Origin of the sequence: Aerosakkonema sp. BLCC-F183 (assembly GCF_041929145.1) — a bacterium.
Lineage (GTDB): Bacteria > Cyanobacteriota > Cyanobacteriia > Cyanobacteriales > Aerosakkonemataceae > Aerosakkonema.
On sequence record NZ_JBHFNU010000031.1, the window covers coordinates 23,297 to 39,224 of the forward strand.

The following is a 15,928-nucleotide window of genomic DNA, read 5'->3' on the forward strand; positions in this document are numbered from 1 at the left end:
GTTAGATTATAGAGTGGGAGCGTGCCAAGATGAATTCGAGAGTGCGATCGCGCAGCGATGCGTAGCATTATCGTTTTTGCTAATGGATATGGGTGCGAACGCGAGTGCGTGCGCGTTAGCGCAATCGTGTTTGTTCAATTGGACAGTGCGAACGCGAGTGCGTGGCGTTAGCCATATCGCTGGTTTTTTCTAGGGAATATTAAAGAGCGATCGCCTTCCAAAATAAAGTGCGATCGCATGAAAGGGATAGTAAAATAAGGCAGAGCCATTTGAGCCGACAAAGCTATCTCACTATGCAAACCTCAACCTTTGATAGAATTTTAGACGAGATCGAAACATTGTCTCTAGATGAACAAACTGCCCTGTTAGGGATTATGCAGCGAAGACTTAGGGATCGTCGTCGTACCGAAATTGCGGCTAATATTGCACAAGGAAAAGAAGATTACAAGAAAGGAAACGTTTTTCGAGGCACAGTTAATGAAGCGATCGCGGAGCTAAACAGTTGAAAATTATCACTTTTGCTCGCTCGTTTAAACGTGCTTACAAAGCCATCATCCGCAAACGCCCGGAACTACAGCCCAAAGTTGAAGCTGTCTTGAGACTTTTGGCAGAAAACACTTTCGATCCATCACTCCAAACACACAAACTCAAAGGTCAGTTAGCTGGCTCTTGGGCTTGTACTGTGGAGTATGACTGCCGGATTGTATTTGACTTTGTTGCGAATCCAGAGTCAGGAGATGAGGAAATTCTCTTACTCGACATTGGTAGTCATGATGAGGTGTATTGAAAATACGGGTGCGATCGCGCTTGTTCAATTTGAGAGTGCGATCGTTTTTGCTAATGGATGTGGGTGCGATCGCACTCTCATTCTTCCATTTCTAAAATTGTTGGGATATCGCGTGCAGCGTGGAGTATCCGCACAATCTCGACAATTTCACCACTATCCAAATAGAAAATCAAATAATTCTCAAAACCTTTTACCCCCCATTTTCGCAGACCCGCTAAACGTGGATTCTCAACCACACAGCGCTTACCAATACCAGGTGTTTGTGCGATTTTAGCAAAAGTTTGCCTTGCTGAATCAAAAAATCTCACCGCTGCATCAAAGTTGCTTTCTGCGATGTATTCAAAATGATCGTCAAGGTCAAAACTTGCCCTTGGCGAAATCGAAATGCGTCGTGTCATTTATTTTTTTTGCGAAATCTTTCCATTAGTTGAACTCGTTTCTGTTCCCACCATTCATCGGTTACTTGAATAGAATCGCCACTATCAAGACCTTCTAATAATAGTTCCTCCAACCGCCGATGATCTGCGCGTTCCTGTTCTTGACGAATTAGATGGCGGATGTACTCACTAGCCGTACTATAGCCGCCCCTGTGTACTTGTTCTTCAATAAAAGCCCGCATCGACTCTGGAAGCGAGATGTTAAGCGTTGTCATTCGGTTTTAACCTATTCCCTGATTCCAGTATAGGTTATTTGGCAAATTTTGTCAATTTATGCCAATCAGTAGCTAAAGCGATCGTTTTTTGGTGATGGATGTGGGTGCGATCGTGCTTGTTCAATTGGAGAGTGCGATCGCTTTTTTCTCTCTCTCAACGCCATGCAAACACAGCCTGCTATCAACGAACATCTCTCCCCTGAATTAGCACAAACTTTTCTGGAAGGATTACCCGAAACTATTCGTAACGGACTGGAAATGCGAGCTAAAAGAATGAACTATCCCGTCTGGGCAATAATTGAAATGGCGATCGCAGGCTATCTCGATGAAGAAGCTCTATCCTTTGTTGATTGTAAGCCTAAGCTTGATTAGCGATCGCCCTTTTCGTTATGTCAGTGCTGGTGGGGTATTGAGTGCGATCGCCCTTTTTCGGATGTCAGTGCTGGTGGGGTATTGAGTGCGATCGCATTCAACTTAACTTTAATCCATTCATTTTGATTCCAGAAATAAACCCATCTCAACTCGAAAAAACTCAGCTAGTTTTCTGGCTTCATCATGCTTAATCTGTCTTTTATTCATCAAAATTTCTGAAACTGCTGTGGTTGACCCTAAAATCGGTATCAAGTCCGACTCTTCTAAATCCCTTGCATCCATTAAATGTCGCACCATCGAGCTATAATTGACTGTATAAATAGGATAATTTTCTTCTTCAAACTTCTCAATCAGTACGAGCAAAAGCTCCAGAAAAACATCTTCCTCCACTGTCCGTGGCGAACGATGTTCAAGTTCTTGTGCAAGAGCGATCGCTCGTTCGTTCTCAGCCTCCGTCGCGATCGGTTTCGGCTGATAGCGAACTAATAATTCTGTATAAGATTTTGCATCAAAAGTACGGGTCATTTTTCCATTCATCCTTGTCATATTCTGCGTGAGTTAGAACGTATTTGACGTAGATTGTTTGAGAAACATAAACAATATCTACAATCAGCCGATATCGGTTTCCCTTAATATTGAACACTGTGAAGTTTCCCACTGCCTCGGCTTTGGGGTAAATTTGCTGAACATCAAGCAAGTTTTGCCATATCACTTTACTTGCTACTCTATACCAAGCATAAAGGGCTTCCCTTGCATCTGAATGTTCATCACTAAATTCGCGAAGCGTTTTTCGGCTAATGACACGCATCACACCAACCTTTTCAATCGCACCACCATCTTTATTATCTGGCTTGTGTACCGCAATACTCAAATTTAGTGCTGGTGGGGATGAGATTGCGATCGCGAGTGCGTGCCGTAGGCAATCGCCATTTTCGGTATCTCCGTGCTGGTGGGGTATTGAGTGCGATCGCTTGTTTTTTCTATGGAATATTAAAAAGCGATCGCCTTTTCTCAAAATCAAGCACTCACTCAACTTTTCACACCACTACTCACTTCTATGTGGGAGATATCCAATAGGACTTACGCAAAGCAAGAGCGTGCGTAAGTCCCGTCTAAACATCTCTAATTTGACTTTTACGATCGGTTCTGAGCTAATTTTTGCTGGCAGCAACAGGTGCCGGTTCGTAAAGATACTCAAAACCATTACCATCGAGATCGCGACCGTAGAAAGAAGCGGTGCCATCGCGATGTTCGTGAATACGAGTGACTTGAACTCCTTGGGCTTTCAGCTGTTCGTAGGCAGTTTCCATTTCCGATCGATCGCTGAAAACAAACCCAAAATGCGGCCCTGCTTGATCGTAACCCGGACTCAACAGCGCCAAACCATCTTGTCCAGCTTTGAGATAAGCCCAGTCAGCATCTTTCCAGACTAACTCCATGCCCAAGTTTTTGTAGAACTCAGCTGCTTTGTCAATATCTTGCACGCAAATGGCGACGTGGCCCAGTCGTTTCAGCTTCATAGGTTAAAAATCTTAACGTTTCTCCCTACTTATGATTGTATGGCAGCTACTTTAGAGTTAGTTTTGCCTGTTTTTCATACCGAAGACAGACGATCGCTCTATGCTGTTTAACCCAGTCAACCTACCTTACTGGATTTTCCTGGGAATGGGAGTCTCGTTGTTCCTGTTAGTCATTTTTTCCGGTGGGGGAGACGACGATCTCGATTTAGACGCCGATGCGGATGTCGATGTTGATGCAGATGCGGGTAGTTTGCACTTCGACACAGACGCTGATGGCAACGGTGACTTTAACGCTTTGCAAATACTCGGATGGTTGGGTTTCGGTAAAGCACCGCTAATTTTGTTGCTGGCTACTGATTTTAGTCTTTTAGGACTGATTGGCTGGATGCTCAACGTGGCAATAAGCAACATCTGGGGCAATGCACCCAAAGGTTTTTTGGCAGGAATTGTAGCGCTATTGGCGCTGGTAATCAGTTCGTTTGTGGGTAGTGCGATCGCGCGACCGCTCGGTAAAATTTTCGCATCTTTTGGGGAAGATGCCAGCAGCGATCGCATTATTGGTTGTATAGGTACAGTTAGTTCCGCCAGTATTCCTGTAGAAAACCAAGGCAAAATCGGTCAGGTAGATGCGATCGATTCAGCTCGCAATCTTGTCACCATCAGTGCCGCATTACCGGAATGGGCGAAGGTTGTGCCTTGCCGGGGTCAAAAAGTATTGGTGATCGATCGCCTGCCTCAATATTATCTCGTCATCGTCAACGAGAGTTCCGATCTAGACCATTGGTTAGAAACTTCACCAAAAAACAACCGAAAAGTTAAGTAATTAGTAGAATGGGCACCACCCACCTCGTCTCACCAAAATCAAAACTTTGCAATAGGTTTAAATCGCCATGTTATTTTGGCTAACTTTCATTCAATCTTTACCCCTTGCTACCGCCGCTGAAGCTGCACCGACACAGCCGCAAAAAAACGTAAATTCGCAAGATTCCAGGTCTGCGTTAATGGCGCAAACACTTCATCCTGCACCCATTCAGCCAACACTAGCACAAGCGGATGTATTAGGTGGAGGAGTTACTTTCTTCGCCGGACTTGTTGCTGCTTTGGTTGTATTGCTGCTAGTAAGCATTTGGGCTTATACGCGGGTTTATGTAATTACGCCCACCAACGAAGCTTTTGTTAGAACTGGCGGCGTTTTTATGAAGAAGAAAACCGTGTTCCTCAACGGCGGTTGTATTGTTCTGCCAGGATTTCACGAACTCACCCGCGTACCCCTGAGAGAAATTTCCATTGATGTTGAGCGCACTGGTAAACTTGCCGTCCGTACCAAAGATTATTTGAGAGCGGATATGAGAGTTACCTTTTATGTCTGCATTACTGCTTCGGAAGAAGATGTGCTGACTGCTGCTGCCCGACTTTCTCAACAAGGAAAAATTACCCCAGAGAACATTAAAAATGCTTTGGAAAAACGGGCAGACGATGCCATTCGCGCCGCAGCGAAAACAAAGGATTTGGCAGAAATCGATTCGGATAAGTTAGGGTTTGCCCAAGAAGTATTAAATTTGGTCGAACCGGATTTGAAACGAGTTGGTTTAACCCTGAATAACATCGCGATTTCGGAAATTGAAGAAGGCGATACCTACGACACCAATAATTTCTTCGACGCTCAAGGTGTGCGCCTGCGAACGGAAACGATTCAGAAATCGATTCAGCAAAAACGAGAAGTTGAACTGACAACCCAAGTTTCGATCGAACAAAAAGAACTGGATGCCCAAAAGCGCTCTCTGCAAATTGCCCAAGAGAAAGAAGGTGCGAAACTGGAACAGCAATTGCAAGTAGAAGCATTGAAGGCTCAAAAACAACGGGAAATTCAAGCCGCCAAAGACACCGAAGCAGCTACAGTTTTGCGTACCAAAATATTGCAAGATAAATCTGTTGAAGAAGAAGAAATCCGCAAAAAGCTGGCGATCCAACAAAGCCAAATTGAAGCAGATATTTCTCTAGAAGAACGCAACAAACAACTGAAAGTAGCGCAAACATTGCAAAAACGCGAAGCAGAATTAGCTGAAATCGAGCGGCTGCAAAATGTAGAAGCTGCCAAACTGCAAGCGCAAGTGCAAGTAGCCGAATCGGAAAGACAAGCAAAATTAGCCCAAGAAGATGTCGCCATTGCAGTTGCTAACAAAAAACGAGAAAGTTTCGTTGCGGAAGCGCAAAAAGCCAAAGCAGAAGCGGCAGTAACAACAGCCAGCGCGGTTGAAAAAGCCGAACGCGATAAACAACTTTCGATTATTGCCGCAGAACGAGAAGCACAAGAACGTCGTATTTCCGATCAAAACGTCGTGGAAATCGATGTTTTCCGACGCAGAAGGCAAGCAGAAATCGCGCAACAAGCGGCAGAGTTGGAAGCAGAAGCTATTCGCACTTTGGCACAAGCAAATCGCGATAAAGCTTTGGCAGAAGCGGAAGGTATTGAAGCGAAAATTTCAGCCGAAAATACCATCAGTAACGCTAACCTAAGTGCCAAGATTATTACCGCAATTTGGCCGGAATTGTCAGAAAAACTGCCGGAAATCGTGCAAGCTTTGGCACCACAACCGGGTGTTTTGGGAGATACCCGCATTTACTCTTTCCCTGGCGCAAACAGTCACAATGGAAATGGTGCTGGTGATGTGAATAAATTGTTACTTTCGACAAGTGGTTTAGCGCTGATTAACACATTGTTGGAAGATGGGAAATTGGGAGAATTAATTGGACAAATCAGCCATTTGGTGCGTAATGATGGCAGTAAACCATCTGTTTCTTTAGATGGTGAAATGTCAGCAGATGTGAAATTATCGCCGAAAGAACAACCGACAGTAGCAAAGCGGCAAATTTCCGATTCATCACCTCGAAAAACGACAGCGATGCAAACTTCTTCCACACAACCTACGGTTATTGGGAAAGATGATAACGGAGGTTTGACATCCTAAAAGTCGATCGCTCTTTTTAAAGCCGCTTTCAGATGAGTCTGTACAACCCGGTTTCTTGAAGAAATTAGAAACCCGGTTTCTTCAAGAAACCGGGTTTCTATTCTGGGTTTCTTGAAGAAACCGGGTTTCTATTCTGTACTTAATCTAACTGAAACCGCTATAATCAGTAAATACCAATGGTGGAAATTATGGTACAGTACAATTCGCAAGAATATCTGCCAACTGCTGAAGAATTACTCGAATCTGACGAAAAGGCTGTAGATGATGAACTCCAGAACTTAATTACTAACCTATTGTTATCAATTCTGGCAACAATTTGGTCTAATCGGCAAGATTGGTTTTTTGGCGTTCTCGAACAATTGCAAGTAGGTTGGCTACCTTTAGTTGAGGTATGCTCTCAATATTATGCTGAAATTGCTTGCGTAATTTATTATCGGAGTGGAAGCGTTCCAGCGATTCATTTCGATAAACTTATTTTGCAACAAATTGGTGAACTGAATGCAGAAATTGATGTGGATTTGTATGTGCTGGACTGAGGGTGCGATCGCTTTTCCTCAACATCTCTGCATCCCTTACCACGTTTTCACCCTTTTCACAGCTTACTGCAAATTAACCGATCGACCGATTGTGCGATCGCCAAAGCGAACTCGCAATCCCACCTCCTTCACATATAAATTTATGTATGACATCAGCGCCGAAATAAAGACAAGAACGCCCACCATTTCAAACAATTCTTCCACGGTATTGACGATCGCATAAATGAAATTTTCTTGTCCGTACAAATTTGAATAATATGCACCCACCATTTCTACGCCGAGTGTACCAGAAATGAAGATGCCGCCAGCCAGAAAAAATAAACGCCTTGTATTTTTTGGCAAAGCAGCAAGAAATTGCATAAACATCAGCAGGCAAATAATTACAAAAATTCCACCAGGAATCACCCATGCGAAGTACAAGAAACCGCTGGTATGGAATAGCGATCGCATTGGGTTAATCAGTTCTTCGTGGAGACTGACTAACTCGTCCAACGACAAAAACACAAAAATAATTGACAGCGCTTTCCACTGGGGAGAGTAGCGGTTTCCTGCTACTTTTTTCGCATGGGCAATAATCGCGAGAAGAATGGCACAAAATAATAGTGTAGCTGTGGAGTATACCGCCGGAATGTTGGCTTCGCCATCAACATTAAATAATCGTACTAATGCTTCTCTTGAGGGGTAGTAAGGCAGATAGTACAGTGTGAACTGTGTAATTATACTTACCAAAGTGAGCGCAACAACAATCAAACTCAAAAATTTGACTGTTTTACTCACAGGGAGATAAATCTCAATATTAGTGGACGCAAGCTCTGAAATAATTAAAGTATCTGAGTCTTGGTTTGGTGGGCTAATATCGCTATTTACCGAAGTTAGATTTTGATTGCTGTTTTTCTTCACTCGCATTTATTTTTCAGTTAGGTAAACTTTAAACGTGCAAAACTTCCGCCCAGACGCAGTAGGCAACTTCAAATTTCAATCGATCTAAGCTAGGCCGGATGAATTTAATTAACAAGCAATTAATTCTATATTAAAATAAGGTTAATCTAAAGTTGCCATCTGCCATAGGGATGAAAGTTGGCTTTTTCTGCTCGGACGTTGGAATAGTAAAATTGGTAAAGTCTTTATTTAAAGAGGGGTCAGATGATCGTAGAAGATTCTGCTGTAAAAGAAGCTTGGTCAGCATTAGAAAATTCAATTATTTACTATCAAGGACGCCCGGTGGGGACGATCGCAGCTCGCGATCCGGATGTAGAAGCGCTCAATTACGACCAGTGTTTTATCCGCGATTTTGTCTCCAGTGCGCTGGTTTTTCTGCTCAAAGGTAGATCGGAAATAGTCCGCAATTTTCTTGAAGAAACCTTAAAGTTACAGCCAAAAGAAAGGCAATTGCTTTCTTCTAAACCCGGTCGAGGTTTGATGCCAGCTAGCTTCAAGGTGGAATCGGTACATGGAAAAGAACGCCTGAAAGCAGATTTTGGCGAACACGCGATCGCTAGAGTTGCACCCGTTGATTCTTGCCTTTGGTGGATGATACTATTGCGAGCGTATGTTAATTGCACAAAAGATACCGATCTAGTCTATCGACCGGATTTCCAAGAGGGTATCAGGCTGATTATGGAACTGTGCTTAGTCGCTCGCTTTGATATGTACCCCACCCTTTTGGTTCCTGATGGCGCGAGTATGATCGATCGCCGCATGGGTCTTTACGGACATCCTTTAGATATTCAATCTTTATTTTATGCCGCTTTGCGTGCAGGTGGCGAACTTCTTTTTCCCGATCGAGATAATCAATACCTGATTAAAGCAATTCGCAGTCGTCTTCCGGCTTTGATTGACCATATTCGCGAACATTATTGGCTAGACAATCACCGTTTGAATGTGATTTATCGCTTCAGAGTTGAGGAGTATGGAGAAGAAGCTCTCAATAAATTCAATATATATTCAGATTCAATTCCATTTTATAGACTCATAGATTGGCTACCAGAAGAAGGCGGTTATTTAGCAGGCAATCTTGGGCCATCGCAAATCGATTGCCGCTTCTTTTCTTTAGGAAATTTAATGGCGATCGTTTCTGCTTTGACCGATCGGCAGCAGTCGTTAGGCATTTTATATCTGATTGAAACCCGATGGAAAAATCTGGTTGGAGATATGCCGATGAAACTATGTTTTCCAGCGTTGGAAGACATAGAATGGAAAATACTGACCGGTTGCGATCCTAAAAATAGACCTTGGTCTTATCATAATGGTGGCAGTTGGCCTGTTTTGCTCTGGATGTTGACAGCAGCATCTCTGAAAATGGGTAGACCGGAACTAGCAGATAAAGCCATTAAAATTGCCGAAAAACGTTTGAGTAAAGATGAATGGCCAGAATACTATGATGGTAAAAATGGCAGACTGATTGGCAAAGAAGCGAGGAGATATCAAACTTGGACGATCGCGGGTTACTTATTAGCAAAAGAGCTAATGGAAAACCCCGCTCGTTTAAAATTAGTTTGTTTTGATGAATACCCTGAAATTGAATAATTCTAAGATTGCGCGTAAGCTTTGAGAGCGTATTCTTTAAATCGTTCTAAATCTGCTTGGATAGTCGATTCAACAACACGCCCCAAAAAGAGATTATCCATCAATTTGCCCAGCCAACCGGGAATAGCATAAGCTACCGACAGCTTGACAATACTGCTACTGTGGCGATCGTAAAAGCGAATCGCGCCTCGATTGGGCAAACCGCTCACCGATTCCCATTGGATAATTTGATTTGGGACTATTTTGAGAATGCGGGAAAGCCATGTGAATTCAAAACCGCCCGTCGCGAGTTTCCAACGAGATAATTCGGGATTATCTTCCAGAACTTTGACAGATTCAATCCACTTCATCCAGCGGGGCATCTGTTCTAGATCGGACCAAAGATTCCATGCAAATTCGATGGGAACCTGGACTTCTACTTGTACGCTATGTTCTAGCCAATCGGACATTTTGGGGATGGGGAATAGGGGATGGGGGATGGGGAATTTCAAATTGCAGATTTGAGATTTCAAATTTAATTAAAATCTCAAATCTCAAATCTGAAATCTAAGATTTAGAATCTAAAATTGCTTTGGCTGCTTGACGCCCGGAAAGGGTAGCTCCTTCCATACTATCGATGTAGTCTTGTTGAGTGTAACTACCTGCAAGGAAGAAGTTAGCGATGGGAGTTTTTTGGGGAGGACGATAGGGGTCCATACCGGGTGCTTCGCGGTAGAGAGACTGGGCGAGTTTGACTACGCTGTACCAAGTCATGTTTAAGTCTCGCGCCGAGGGGAAGAGATCGCAAACTTGTTTGAGGACGTGCTGTGCGATCGCTTCATTGCTTTCCTTGATAAACGGATCTCCCGGTGTCAGCACCAGCTGCAACAGCGAACCTTGTCCTTCCCGATAATAATCCGATGGGCTAGTTAAAGCCAAGTCAGCAAAACAGGAAAAGTCAGCATCTGGCGTATATAACAGATTATCAATTCCCACCGCACGCTCCAACTGTTTCCGCGCCTCGGCATCGTGGAGTTCCGTCACCCAACCATCAAACCGCAATTGTACCGTCGCCACCGGCACTGCATCTAACTTATATATATTGTCGAACTCCTTCCACTTGCGCCACTCTTCGGGGAGAAGGCGCTGAATACCCGGCACATCGCAAGCGCAGATATAGGCATCGGCGACGATCGTTTCTTCCGTTTCGCCGTTGGCAACAATCAAACCATTAACGCGGGTTGCTTCTTTTTCCCCTGCAAACAGAATTTGCCGCACTCGACGACGGGTATAAATTTTCGTCCCTCGCGCTTCCAGATAGCGCACGATCGGTTTGTGCAGGTATTCATCGGGAGAACCTTCCAGCATTCGCAACACCGATGCTTCCGTTTTGGCAGCAAAAAACTGGAAAATGGTGAGCATACAGCGAGCGGAAATATTTTCGCAATCAATAAAGCCGAGTGCGTAGGCGATCGGATTCCACATTCGCTTAATGCTGCCTTCCGAACCGCCGTGACTGCGGAACCAATCGGCAAAGCTAATTTTATCAAGGGCGCGGATCGTTTTCATCGCGCCATCGAAGTCAACCAAGCCGCGTACTAGAGGACTGGTGCCAAGTGCGATCGCATTCTGAATTTTGTCTGGCACCGAGAGTTGCGACGTGGTGAAAAATGCCTTTAAACCGTTGAAAGGCGCACCGGTGAAAAAGCGAAAATCCAACGCACCCGTTATTCCTCCCCTGTTAACGAAGCTGTGGGTATGTTCTTTCAGGCGCAGATTTTCGATCGCACCCACCTTCTTCATCAAATCGAATAGCTGGTAGTAGCAACCAAAAAAGACGTGCAAACCCATCTCCACATGATTGCCATCGGCATCTACCCAGCTACCGACTTTACCTCCCACAAAGGGACGAGATTCAAATATTTCGACTTCGCAACCGGCATCGACCAGATCGACAGCCGCCGCCATTCCAGCCAATCCCGCTCCGACGATTGCAACTCGCATCCAGTCTTTCCCACTCTATTCCTGTCTTGTGATTATCTTATTTCACTAGACCTTTAGACAACTAGGAAAGCGGGAGTGGGGGAGTGGGGGAGTGGGGGAGTGGGGGAGCGGGGGAGCAGGGGGGCAGGGGAGCAGGGGAGCAGGGGAGCAGGGGGGCAGGGGAGCGGAAGAATTAATATTTTCCCTCTTTCCTCTTCCCTCTTCTCTCTTTCCTCTTCCCTCTTCCCTCTTTCCTCTTCGCTAGCCCCTAATCCCTAGCCCCTAGCCCCTAATCCCGACGCCCTTTCTTCATTTCCTCGCGCAAATCACCTGCAAACTGCCACCCGCATACAAAGTTTGCTGTTTATCCCGAAATCCCATCTCCGCCAACAACCCAGGCAAATCGGTTTGGATGAGTTGCCATGCCGTTTCCGTTTCAAACAACCATAAAAATAACGATATCGGCGGCCAAAATAGGGGATTCGTCGGCGCGTGAAAATCCACCAGTGCAAATACCCCACCCGGTTTCAGCACCCGGTAAACTTCTTTGAGAATTTGTCGCAATTGGTCGGGCTGCATCTCGTGCATGGCGGCGCTGGTATGCACCAGATCGAAACAGTTGTCCGCAAAAGGCATATTTTCCGCAAAAGCTTCTGTATATTGGGCTTGAGGAACGTTATGCCGCGCTCGTTCCAGGGATAAAGGCGAAGCATCCAATCCCGTCACGTTTTGCGAGTACTGCACCAGCACTTGCGTTGCTTGACCGCTACCGCAACAGAGGTCAAGCACTTTAGTTTCTGAATCGATCGTTAAACCTTGTAAAGCCAAGCGGCGGAAACGCCCTTCCCCGCCGACGCTGACAGCAGCAAGACGGGCGATCGCATCGTACAACCACTGATACCGATAGCTCCACTCCCTTAAAATTGTTGCCACAGCTTAATTCTCCTGAATTTATGTATAGTTTGTTGCTAACTTCATCCATTAACAGGTTATATTGTTAAAATCGGTAACAAATATAAAAACTTTGGGAAACTGTTAGCAGCTATGGGGCGTACTGGGGTCTTATTACTCAACTTGGGCGGGCCAGATCAACTGGAAGATGTCCGTCCCTTTCTGTTTAACCTATTTTCCGACCCGGAAATCATTCGCCTGCCTTTTCCCTGGCTACAAAAACCTCTGGCTTGGTTTATCTCCACAATGCGAGCCAAGAAATCTCAAGAAAATTATCGCCAAATTGGTGGCGGTTCGCCCCTGCGTCAGATTACAGAAGCCCAGGCACAAGCTTTAGAAGCACATTTACAGCAAAAAGGACAACCGGCAAGAGTATACATTGGGATGCGCTACTGGCATCCTTTCACTGAGGAAGCAATTGCCAGGATCAAACGCGATCGAATCGATCGTCTGGTTATTCTGCCCCTTTATCCCCAATTTTCCATCAGCACCAGCGGTTCCAGCTTCCGCCTGATGGAAAAAATCTGGCAAGAAGACCCTTTGCTCAACCGCATTGACTACACCGTCATTCGTTCCTGGTATGAGCAACCCGGTTATTTGCAAGCAATGGCGGATCTAATTGCCCAGGAACTCGATCGCTTTCCCAATCGCGATGAAGTTACCGTCTTTTTTAGCGCCCACGGTGTCCCCGTCAGCTACGTAGAAGAAGCCGGCGACCCCTACCAAAAAGAAATTGAGGAATGCAGTGCTTTAATTATGCAAAACCTCAATAGACCGAACCCCCACGTCCTCGCTTATCAAAGTCGCGTCGGCCCGGTCGAGTGGCTCAAACCCTATACTGAAGATGCCATTGAGAAACTCGGATCTGAGGGAATCGAAGATTTGGTAGTTGTGCCGATCAGTTTTGTCTCCGAGCATATCGAAACACTTGAAGAAATCGATATCGAGTACCGCGAACTAGCTGAGGAAGCTGGCATTCACAACTTCCGCCGCGTCCCCGCCCTCAATACTCATCCCGTATTTATTGACGCCTTAGCAGATTTAGTCATCGATGCTCTCAACTCTCCTAGTGTGAAGCTTGCTGAAGTAACACAAATGAAGAAGAAAGTCAAGATGTACCCCCAAGAGCGTTGGGAGTGGGGGCTGACTACTTCTGCGGAAGTTTGGAACGGTCGTGTGGCGATGATTGCTCTGATTGCCTTGCTCTTGGAGCTGATGAGCGGTCAGGGGCCACTGCACTTGGTCGGACTGCTGTAGGAATTTTAGATTTTGGATTTTAGATTTTGGATTTTGGATTTTCGATCGAAAAATGAATCTGAAATCTTAAATCTCAAGGCAAAGAAACGCGAGGTAAAGAAACCCGGTTTCTTGAAGAAACCGGGTTTCTGCGAACAATACCAAAAATTCTTGTGGGGTAGGCATCCTGCCTGCCGAGAGAAATTCTTTTGGAGCAGATGTCTAATGTTCTTAATTCTACCGCTTCTTCCCCGACGCCCTATCCCCTAAAATCAATCGGGGTTGCTTTTGTAGCCTCTCCTTCCCGGTAAACGCTTACTTTGTTTGTACCAGCGATACCAATCACCAGAGCTGCGAATTGCCAACCACAGCAAAATCATCGCAATTAACCCACCCTGTCTGGGCGCGTCAAAGGCTAAAAGTACGAGCGCCACACACAAGGCATCTTGAACAAAGACAGCCCACAAGGGTAAACCGCGCAATCGAAAGAACAAGCCAACTTGAACAAGTTGCAGCACAAGCGCCAATAAGCCACCAACTATGCTAATTACAATAATTAACCAACCGGGGGCATCAGTAATCTCGGCAACAGCAACCCCCATAATCGCTCCGACGATGGGGCTAAACAAGAGATGAACAATTTGCAGGACGCGCTGCCCCAACAACTTTTTCGAGGCAAACAACTCAAATAAAGACCAACTGGTAAGCACTCCCACTACTACCTGCGGATGAATCAGAGAGAGAATAGGTACGCGAGACCAAAGATTATCTCCCTGGAAAAGGCCAATTAACAGTAGGGGCAGGGCAATTCTCCCGACTCCTACCGCCGCAGCAGCAGAGAGTGCGGCTAGTAGCTCAATCATAATAAATCAGCCTGTTCGCTTAGCCAACCGTCTCAAAGAGCAGTTGGCTATAGCTTAATTTTTCTTAAGTTTAACCATCTGAGTAGGATCTGTCCATCTGGACTGATAATTAAGTCTTTGATGTTACCTCTATGCCCTCTAAGAGTGTAGATTTATTGGCCAGTTTGCAAATTTCTTACCATAATCTCTACTAAGTCGCTTTGGGTTGATTGAAATTTTCTGCCATCCTTTACAGAGTTAACTTACGACTGGCTTTATGCGAAAATAACCTATAAGTGTTATTACAGCAAAAGGCGCTCAAAATTTATGATAAAATAATCAATTAAGCCTAAATGATTTGTGTAAACCTGTAATCAAATTGTGCTTTGAAGAGGTTGTAGATATACTGTGCGATCGCTTTTGTCAGTAGTGCCGAAACTTCATTACGCATTTGGCGATACTTGTGGCGATCGCACACTAAAAACGGTCAATCTATAGATGCTGCCTTACGACGCCGAAATAGTGCTAACAAACAACCTACCGAAAGCAAACCAATAATAGCAGAAGGTTCGGGTACGGACTTCACTTCGATATCCACTTCGATATCGTCGTAAATGTCTTCCAAAAATTCAATTTCCGGCAAACCTTCCCAATCGTCAAACGTCGATGGTTCATAAGCGAAAGAACCTGAAAAGATGTTGCTGGAGTTGCTAGTGCCAATGGTACTGGAACTGGATGGTGCATTTCGCAGCACGTTGTTAATCCAAGTGGCAAAGGAAGAAACTCTCGTAGCTGCTGAAATGTCGCCATAGTCAGCATTAACAGAACCATCTGTTGCGGAGATAAAAGAGTTAACGCCTGCTAGCAAGCCGTTGATGAATAACCCCCCGCCGCTATCTCCGGGTGCAATGCTGTATTCCAAGTTGACTGGCTGGCTGAGGGGATCTGATGTCGCTAAGCGGGGGTCATCGAAATCCGATACGAGTATGCGATCGGAATAACCGAGTCGCGTGCCAAGTCCGATCGTGTTTTGTCCTGCACGTTTGGTGGCGCTACTAGAGTTGTAGTAGCCTGTCAAACCAGTGCCGGTAGCGCCAAAACCCACATAAGTACCGATCTGCATATCTTCGTTGCGTCCGGTAAACAACGAAGCTGGGGTAACATTTGTTACTCTGCTGCTGAGTCGGAACAAACCCAGGTCATAGCCTGCACTGGGATCGCCATAGCTGTTGAACCAGCCGTTGTTGGTAAGCGCCGCGTTGATGGCATAGTTGCTGCCGCCAACGGTAAATAAACCATTTCGTGCGCCTTCGACGCAGTGGGCAGCTGTTAGCAACCAGGTGGAATTGAGAAGGGTTCCGGAACAAAGCCATCCACCGGATGAGCTTCTGATGTTGAGACTACCGACGCTGGGAAAAAGATTAGCCAGATTTCTGTACTGTGTATCGGATCGATCGTGCCGAATAGTACCAGCTTCTGCGATCGCACTCGTGCTTGCTGTCGCGATCGCAGCCGCTAATGTTGACGTAAGTAAGCGATTAATCTTCATATAGAATTACTTTTGCTAACTGTATA

19 protein-coding genes are annotated in these 15,928 nt (G+C 45.3%); 8 read left to right on the plus strand and 11 right to left on the minus strand.

Going from position 1 to position 15,928, the window contains the following annotated elements; genetic code table 11:
* The first annotated feature begins 293 nt into the window (after positions 1-293).
* Positions 294-506, plus strand: coding sequence for a hypothetical protein (locus ACE1CD_RS07865; RefSeq protein ID WP_374794527.1), 213 nt, complete (start codon positions 294-296; stop codon positions 504-506).
* Positions 503-787, plus strand: coding sequence for a type II toxin-antitoxin system YafQ family toxin (locus ACE1CD_RS07870; RefSeq protein WP_374794526.1), 285 nt, complete (start codon positions 503-505; stop codon positions 785-787). Before ACE1CD_RS07865 ends, ACE1CD_RS07870 begins: the two co-directional genes overlap by 4 nt.
* A 77-nt stretch (positions 788-864) precedes the next feature.
* Here the strand turns inward: ACE1CD_RS07870 and ACE1CD_RS07875 are convergent, their stop codons facing one another.
* Positions 865-1,185 (minus strand): type II toxin-antitoxin system RelE/ParE family toxin, encoded by a 321-nt coding sequence (locus ACE1CD_RS07875; RefSeq protein WP_374794525.1) that lies wholly within the window; start codon positions 1,183-1,185, stop codon positions 865-867.
* Positions 1,182-1,439 carry a type II toxin-antitoxin system ParD family antitoxin gene (locus tag ACE1CD_RS07880; RefSeq protein WP_374794524.1) on the minus strand — a complete coding sequence of 86 codons (258 nt, stop codon included), beginning with the start codon at positions 1,437-1,439 and terminating at the stop codon, positions 1,182-1,184. Before ACE1CD_RS07880 ends, ACE1CD_RS07875 begins: the two co-directional genes overlap by 4 nt.
* A 162-nt stretch (positions 1,440-1,601) precedes the next feature.
* Here ACE1CD_RS07880 and ACE1CD_RS07885 point away from each other — a divergent pair, with 162 nt between their 5' ends.
* Positions 1,602-1,811, plus strand: a complete 210-nt coding sequence (locus ACE1CD_RS07885) for a hypothetical protein (RefSeq protein WP_374794523.1) — start codon at positions 1,602-1,604, stop codon at positions 1,809-1,811.
* 117 nt (positions 1,812-1,928) lie between these two features.
* Here ACE1CD_RS07885 and ACE1CD_RS07890 read toward each other — a convergent pair whose 3' ends face one another.
* The 3 genes from ACE1CD_RS07890 to ACE1CD_RS07900 all read right to left on the minus strand — a co-directional run bounded on the left by ACE1CD_RS07890 (position 1,929) and on the right by ACE1CD_RS07900 (position 3,331).
* Positions 1,929-2,336, minus strand: coding sequence for a type II toxin-antitoxin system HigA family antitoxin (locus ACE1CD_RS07890; RefSeq protein ID WP_374794522.1), 408 nt, complete (start codon positions 2,334-2,336; stop codon positions 1,929-1,931).
* Positions 2,320-2,844, minus strand: coding sequence for a type II toxin-antitoxin system HigB family toxin (locus tag ACE1CD_RS07895; protein ID WP_374794521.1), 525 nt, complete (start codon positions 2,842-2,844; stop codon positions 2,320-2,322). The genes ACE1CD_RS07890 and ACE1CD_RS07895 overlap by 17 nt, the downstream gene beginning before the upstream one ends.
* A gap of 118 nt (positions 2,845-2,962) precedes the next feature.
* On the minus strand, positions 2,963-3,331 hold the full coding sequence (locus tag ACE1CD_RS07900; protein ID WP_374794520.1) for a VOC family protein: 369 nt from the start codon (positions 3,329-3,331) through the stop codon (positions 2,963-2,965).
* Positions 3,332-3,431: 100 nt separating this feature from the next.
* On the opposite strand from ACE1CD_RS07900, the gene ACE1CD_RS07905 reads away from it, so the two are divergent.
* The 3 genes from ACE1CD_RS07905 to ACE1CD_RS07915 all read left to right on the plus strand — a co-directional run bounded on the left by ACE1CD_RS07905 (position 3,432) and on the right by ACE1CD_RS07915 (position 6,836).
* Positions 3,432-4,154: a DUF1449 domain-containing protein gene (locus tag ACE1CD_RS07905; protein ID WP_374794519.1), complete on the plus strand. Its 723-nt coding sequence runs from the start codon at positions 3,432-3,434 to the stop codon at positions 4,152-4,154.
* A 67-nt stretch (positions 4,155-4,221) separates the two neighbouring features.
* Entirely contained in the window at positions 4,222-6,300 is a 2,079-nt protein-coding gene (locus tag ACE1CD_RS07910) for a flotillin family protein (protein WP_374822941.1), read from the plus strand.
* A 176-nt stretch (positions 6,301-6,476) separates the two neighbouring features.
* Positions 6,477-6,836, plus strand: coding sequence for a DUF4279 domain-containing protein (locus ACE1CD_RS07915; RefSeq protein ID WP_374822944.1), 360 nt, complete (start codon positions 6,477-6,479; stop codon positions 6,834-6,836).
* A gap of 63 nt (positions 6,837-6,899) precedes the next feature.
* On the opposite strand, the gene ACE1CD_RS07920 is transcribed toward ACE1CD_RS07915, so the two are convergent.
* Positions 6,900-7,742: a hypothetical protein gene (locus tag ACE1CD_RS07920; RefSeq protein WP_374822947.1), complete on the minus strand. Its 843-nt coding sequence runs from the start codon at positions 7,740-7,742 to the stop codon at positions 6,900-6,902.
* 237 nt (positions 7,743-7,979) lie between these two features.
* On the opposite strand from ACE1CD_RS07920, the gene ACE1CD_RS07925 reads away from it, so the two are divergent.
* Positions 7,980-9,362 (plus strand): glycoside hydrolase 100 family protein, encoded by a 1,383-nt coding sequence (locus ACE1CD_RS07925; RefSeq protein ID WP_374794515.1) that lies wholly within the window; start codon positions 7,980-7,982, stop codon positions 9,360-9,362.
* A 2-nt stretch (positions 9,363-9,364) separates the two neighbouring features.
* On the opposite strand, the gene ACE1CD_RS07930 is transcribed toward ACE1CD_RS07925, so the two are convergent.
* The 3 genes from ACE1CD_RS07930 to ACE1CD_RS07940 all read right to left on the minus strand — a co-directional run bounded on the left by ACE1CD_RS07930 (position 9,365) and on the right by ACE1CD_RS07940 (position 12,257).
* Positions 9,365-9,811, minus strand: a complete 447-nt coding sequence (locus ACE1CD_RS07930; RefSeq protein WP_374794514.1) for an SRPBCC family protein — start codon at positions 9,809-9,811, stop codon at positions 9,365-9,367.
* Positions 9,812-9,908: 97 nt separating this feature from the next.
* A complete protein-coding gene (zds, locus tag ACE1CD_RS07935) occupies positions 9,909-11,345 on the minus strand; it encodes a 9,9'-di-cis-zeta-carotene desaturase (RefSeq protein ID WP_374822950.1) in 1,437 nt (478 codons plus the stop codon).
* A gap of 288 nt (positions 11,346-11,633) precedes the next feature.
* Positions 11,634-12,257: a class I SAM-dependent methyltransferase gene (locus tag ACE1CD_RS07940; RefSeq protein WP_374822953.1), complete on the minus strand. Its 624-nt coding sequence runs from the start codon at positions 12,255-12,257 to the stop codon at positions 11,634-11,636.
* Positions 12,258-12,368: 111 nt separating this feature from the next.
* On the opposite strand from ACE1CD_RS07940, the gene hemH reads away from it, so the two are divergent.
* Positions 12,369-13,532 (plus strand): ferrochelatase, encoded by a 1,164-nt coding sequence (gene hemH, locus ACE1CD_RS07945; RefSeq protein ID WP_374822956.1) that lies wholly within the window; start codon positions 12,369-12,371, stop codon positions 13,530-13,532.
* 251 nt (positions 13,533-13,783) lie between these two features.
* On the opposite strand, the gene ACE1CD_RS07950 is transcribed toward hemH, so the two are convergent.
* Positions 13,784-14,374 carry a DUF4126 domain-containing protein gene (locus ACE1CD_RS07950; RefSeq protein ID WP_374794510.1) on the minus strand — a complete coding sequence of 197 codons (591 nt, stop codon included), beginning with the start codon at positions 14,372-14,374 and terminating at the stop codon, positions 13,784-13,786.
* A gap of 466 nt (positions 14,375-14,840) precedes the next feature.
* Positions 14,841-15,902, minus strand: coding sequence for a trypsin-like serine protease (locus tag ACE1CD_RS07955; RefSeq protein WP_374794509.1), 1,062 nt, complete (start codon positions 15,900-15,902; stop codon positions 14,841-14,843).
* Positions 15,903-15,928 lie beyond the last annotated feature (26 nt).

Excerpts from the sequence above, each read along its gene's own strand:
- ACE1CD_RS07950 (WP_374794510.1), bottom strand. The coding sequence starts at position 14,374 with ATGATTGAGCTACTAGCCGCACTCTCTGCTGCTGCGGCGGTAGGAGTC.
- ACE1CD_RS07925 (WP_374794515.1), top strand. The coding sequence starts at position 7,980 with ATGATCGTAGAAGATTCTGCTGTAAAAGAAGCTTGGTCAGCATTAGAA.
- ACE1CD_RS07890 (WP_374794522.1), bottom strand. The coding sequence starts at position 2,336 with ATGACCCGTACTTTTGATGCAAAATCTTATACAGAATTATTAGTTCGC.
- ACE1CD_RS07910 (WP_374822941.1), top strand. The coding sequence starts at position 4,222 with ATGTTATTTTGGCTAACTTTCATTCAATCTTTACCCCTTGCTACCGCC.
- ACE1CD_RS07900 (WP_374794520.1), bottom strand. The coding sequence starts at position 3,331 with ATGAAGCTGAAACGACTGGGCCACGTCGCCATTTGCGTGCAAGATATT.
- ACE1CD_RS07885 (WP_374794523.1), top strand. The coding sequence starts at position 1,602 with ATGCAAACACAGCCTGCTATCAACGAACATCTCTCCCCTGAATTAGCA.
- ACE1CD_RS07880 (WP_374794524.1), bottom strand. The coding sequence starts at position 1,439 with ATGACAACGCTTAACATCTCGCTTCCAGAGTCGATGCGGGCTTTTATT.
- ACE1CD_RS07955 (WP_374794509.1), bottom strand. The coding sequence starts at position 15,902 with ATGAAGATTAATCGCTTACTTACGTCAACATTAGCGGCTGCGATCGCG.
- ACE1CD_RS07875 (WP_374794525.1), bottom strand. The coding sequence starts at position 1,185 with ATGACACGACGCATTTCGATTTCGCCAAGGGCAAGTTTTGACCTTGAC.
- ACE1CD_RS07905 (WP_374794519.1), top strand. The coding sequence starts at position 3,432 with ATGCTGTTTAACCCAGTCAACCTACCTTACTGGATTTTCCTGGGAATG.
- ACE1CD_RS07865 (WP_374794527.1), top strand. The coding sequence starts at position 294 with ATGCAAACCTCAACCTTTGATAGAATTTTAGACGAGATCGAAACATTG.
- ACE1CD_RS07930 (WP_374794514.1), bottom strand. The coding sequence starts at position 9,811 with ATGTCCGATTGGCTAGAACATAGCGTACAAGTAGAAGTCCAGGTTCCC.
- hemH (WP_374822956.1), top strand. The coding sequence starts at position 12,369 with ATGGGGCGTACTGGGGTCTTATTACTCAACTTGGGCGGGCCAGATCAA.
- zds (WP_374822950.1), bottom strand. The coding sequence starts at position 11,345 with ATGCGAGTTGCAATCGTCGGAGCGGGATTGGCTGGAATGGCGGCGGCT.
- ACE1CD_RS07915 (WP_374822944.1), top strand. The coding sequence starts at position 6,477 with ATGGTGGAAATTATGGTACAGTACAATTCGCAAGAATATCTGCCAACT.
- ACE1CD_RS07920 (WP_374822947.1), bottom strand. The coding sequence starts at position 7,742 with ATGCGAGTGAAGAAAAACAGCAATCAAAATCTAACTTCGGTAAATAGC.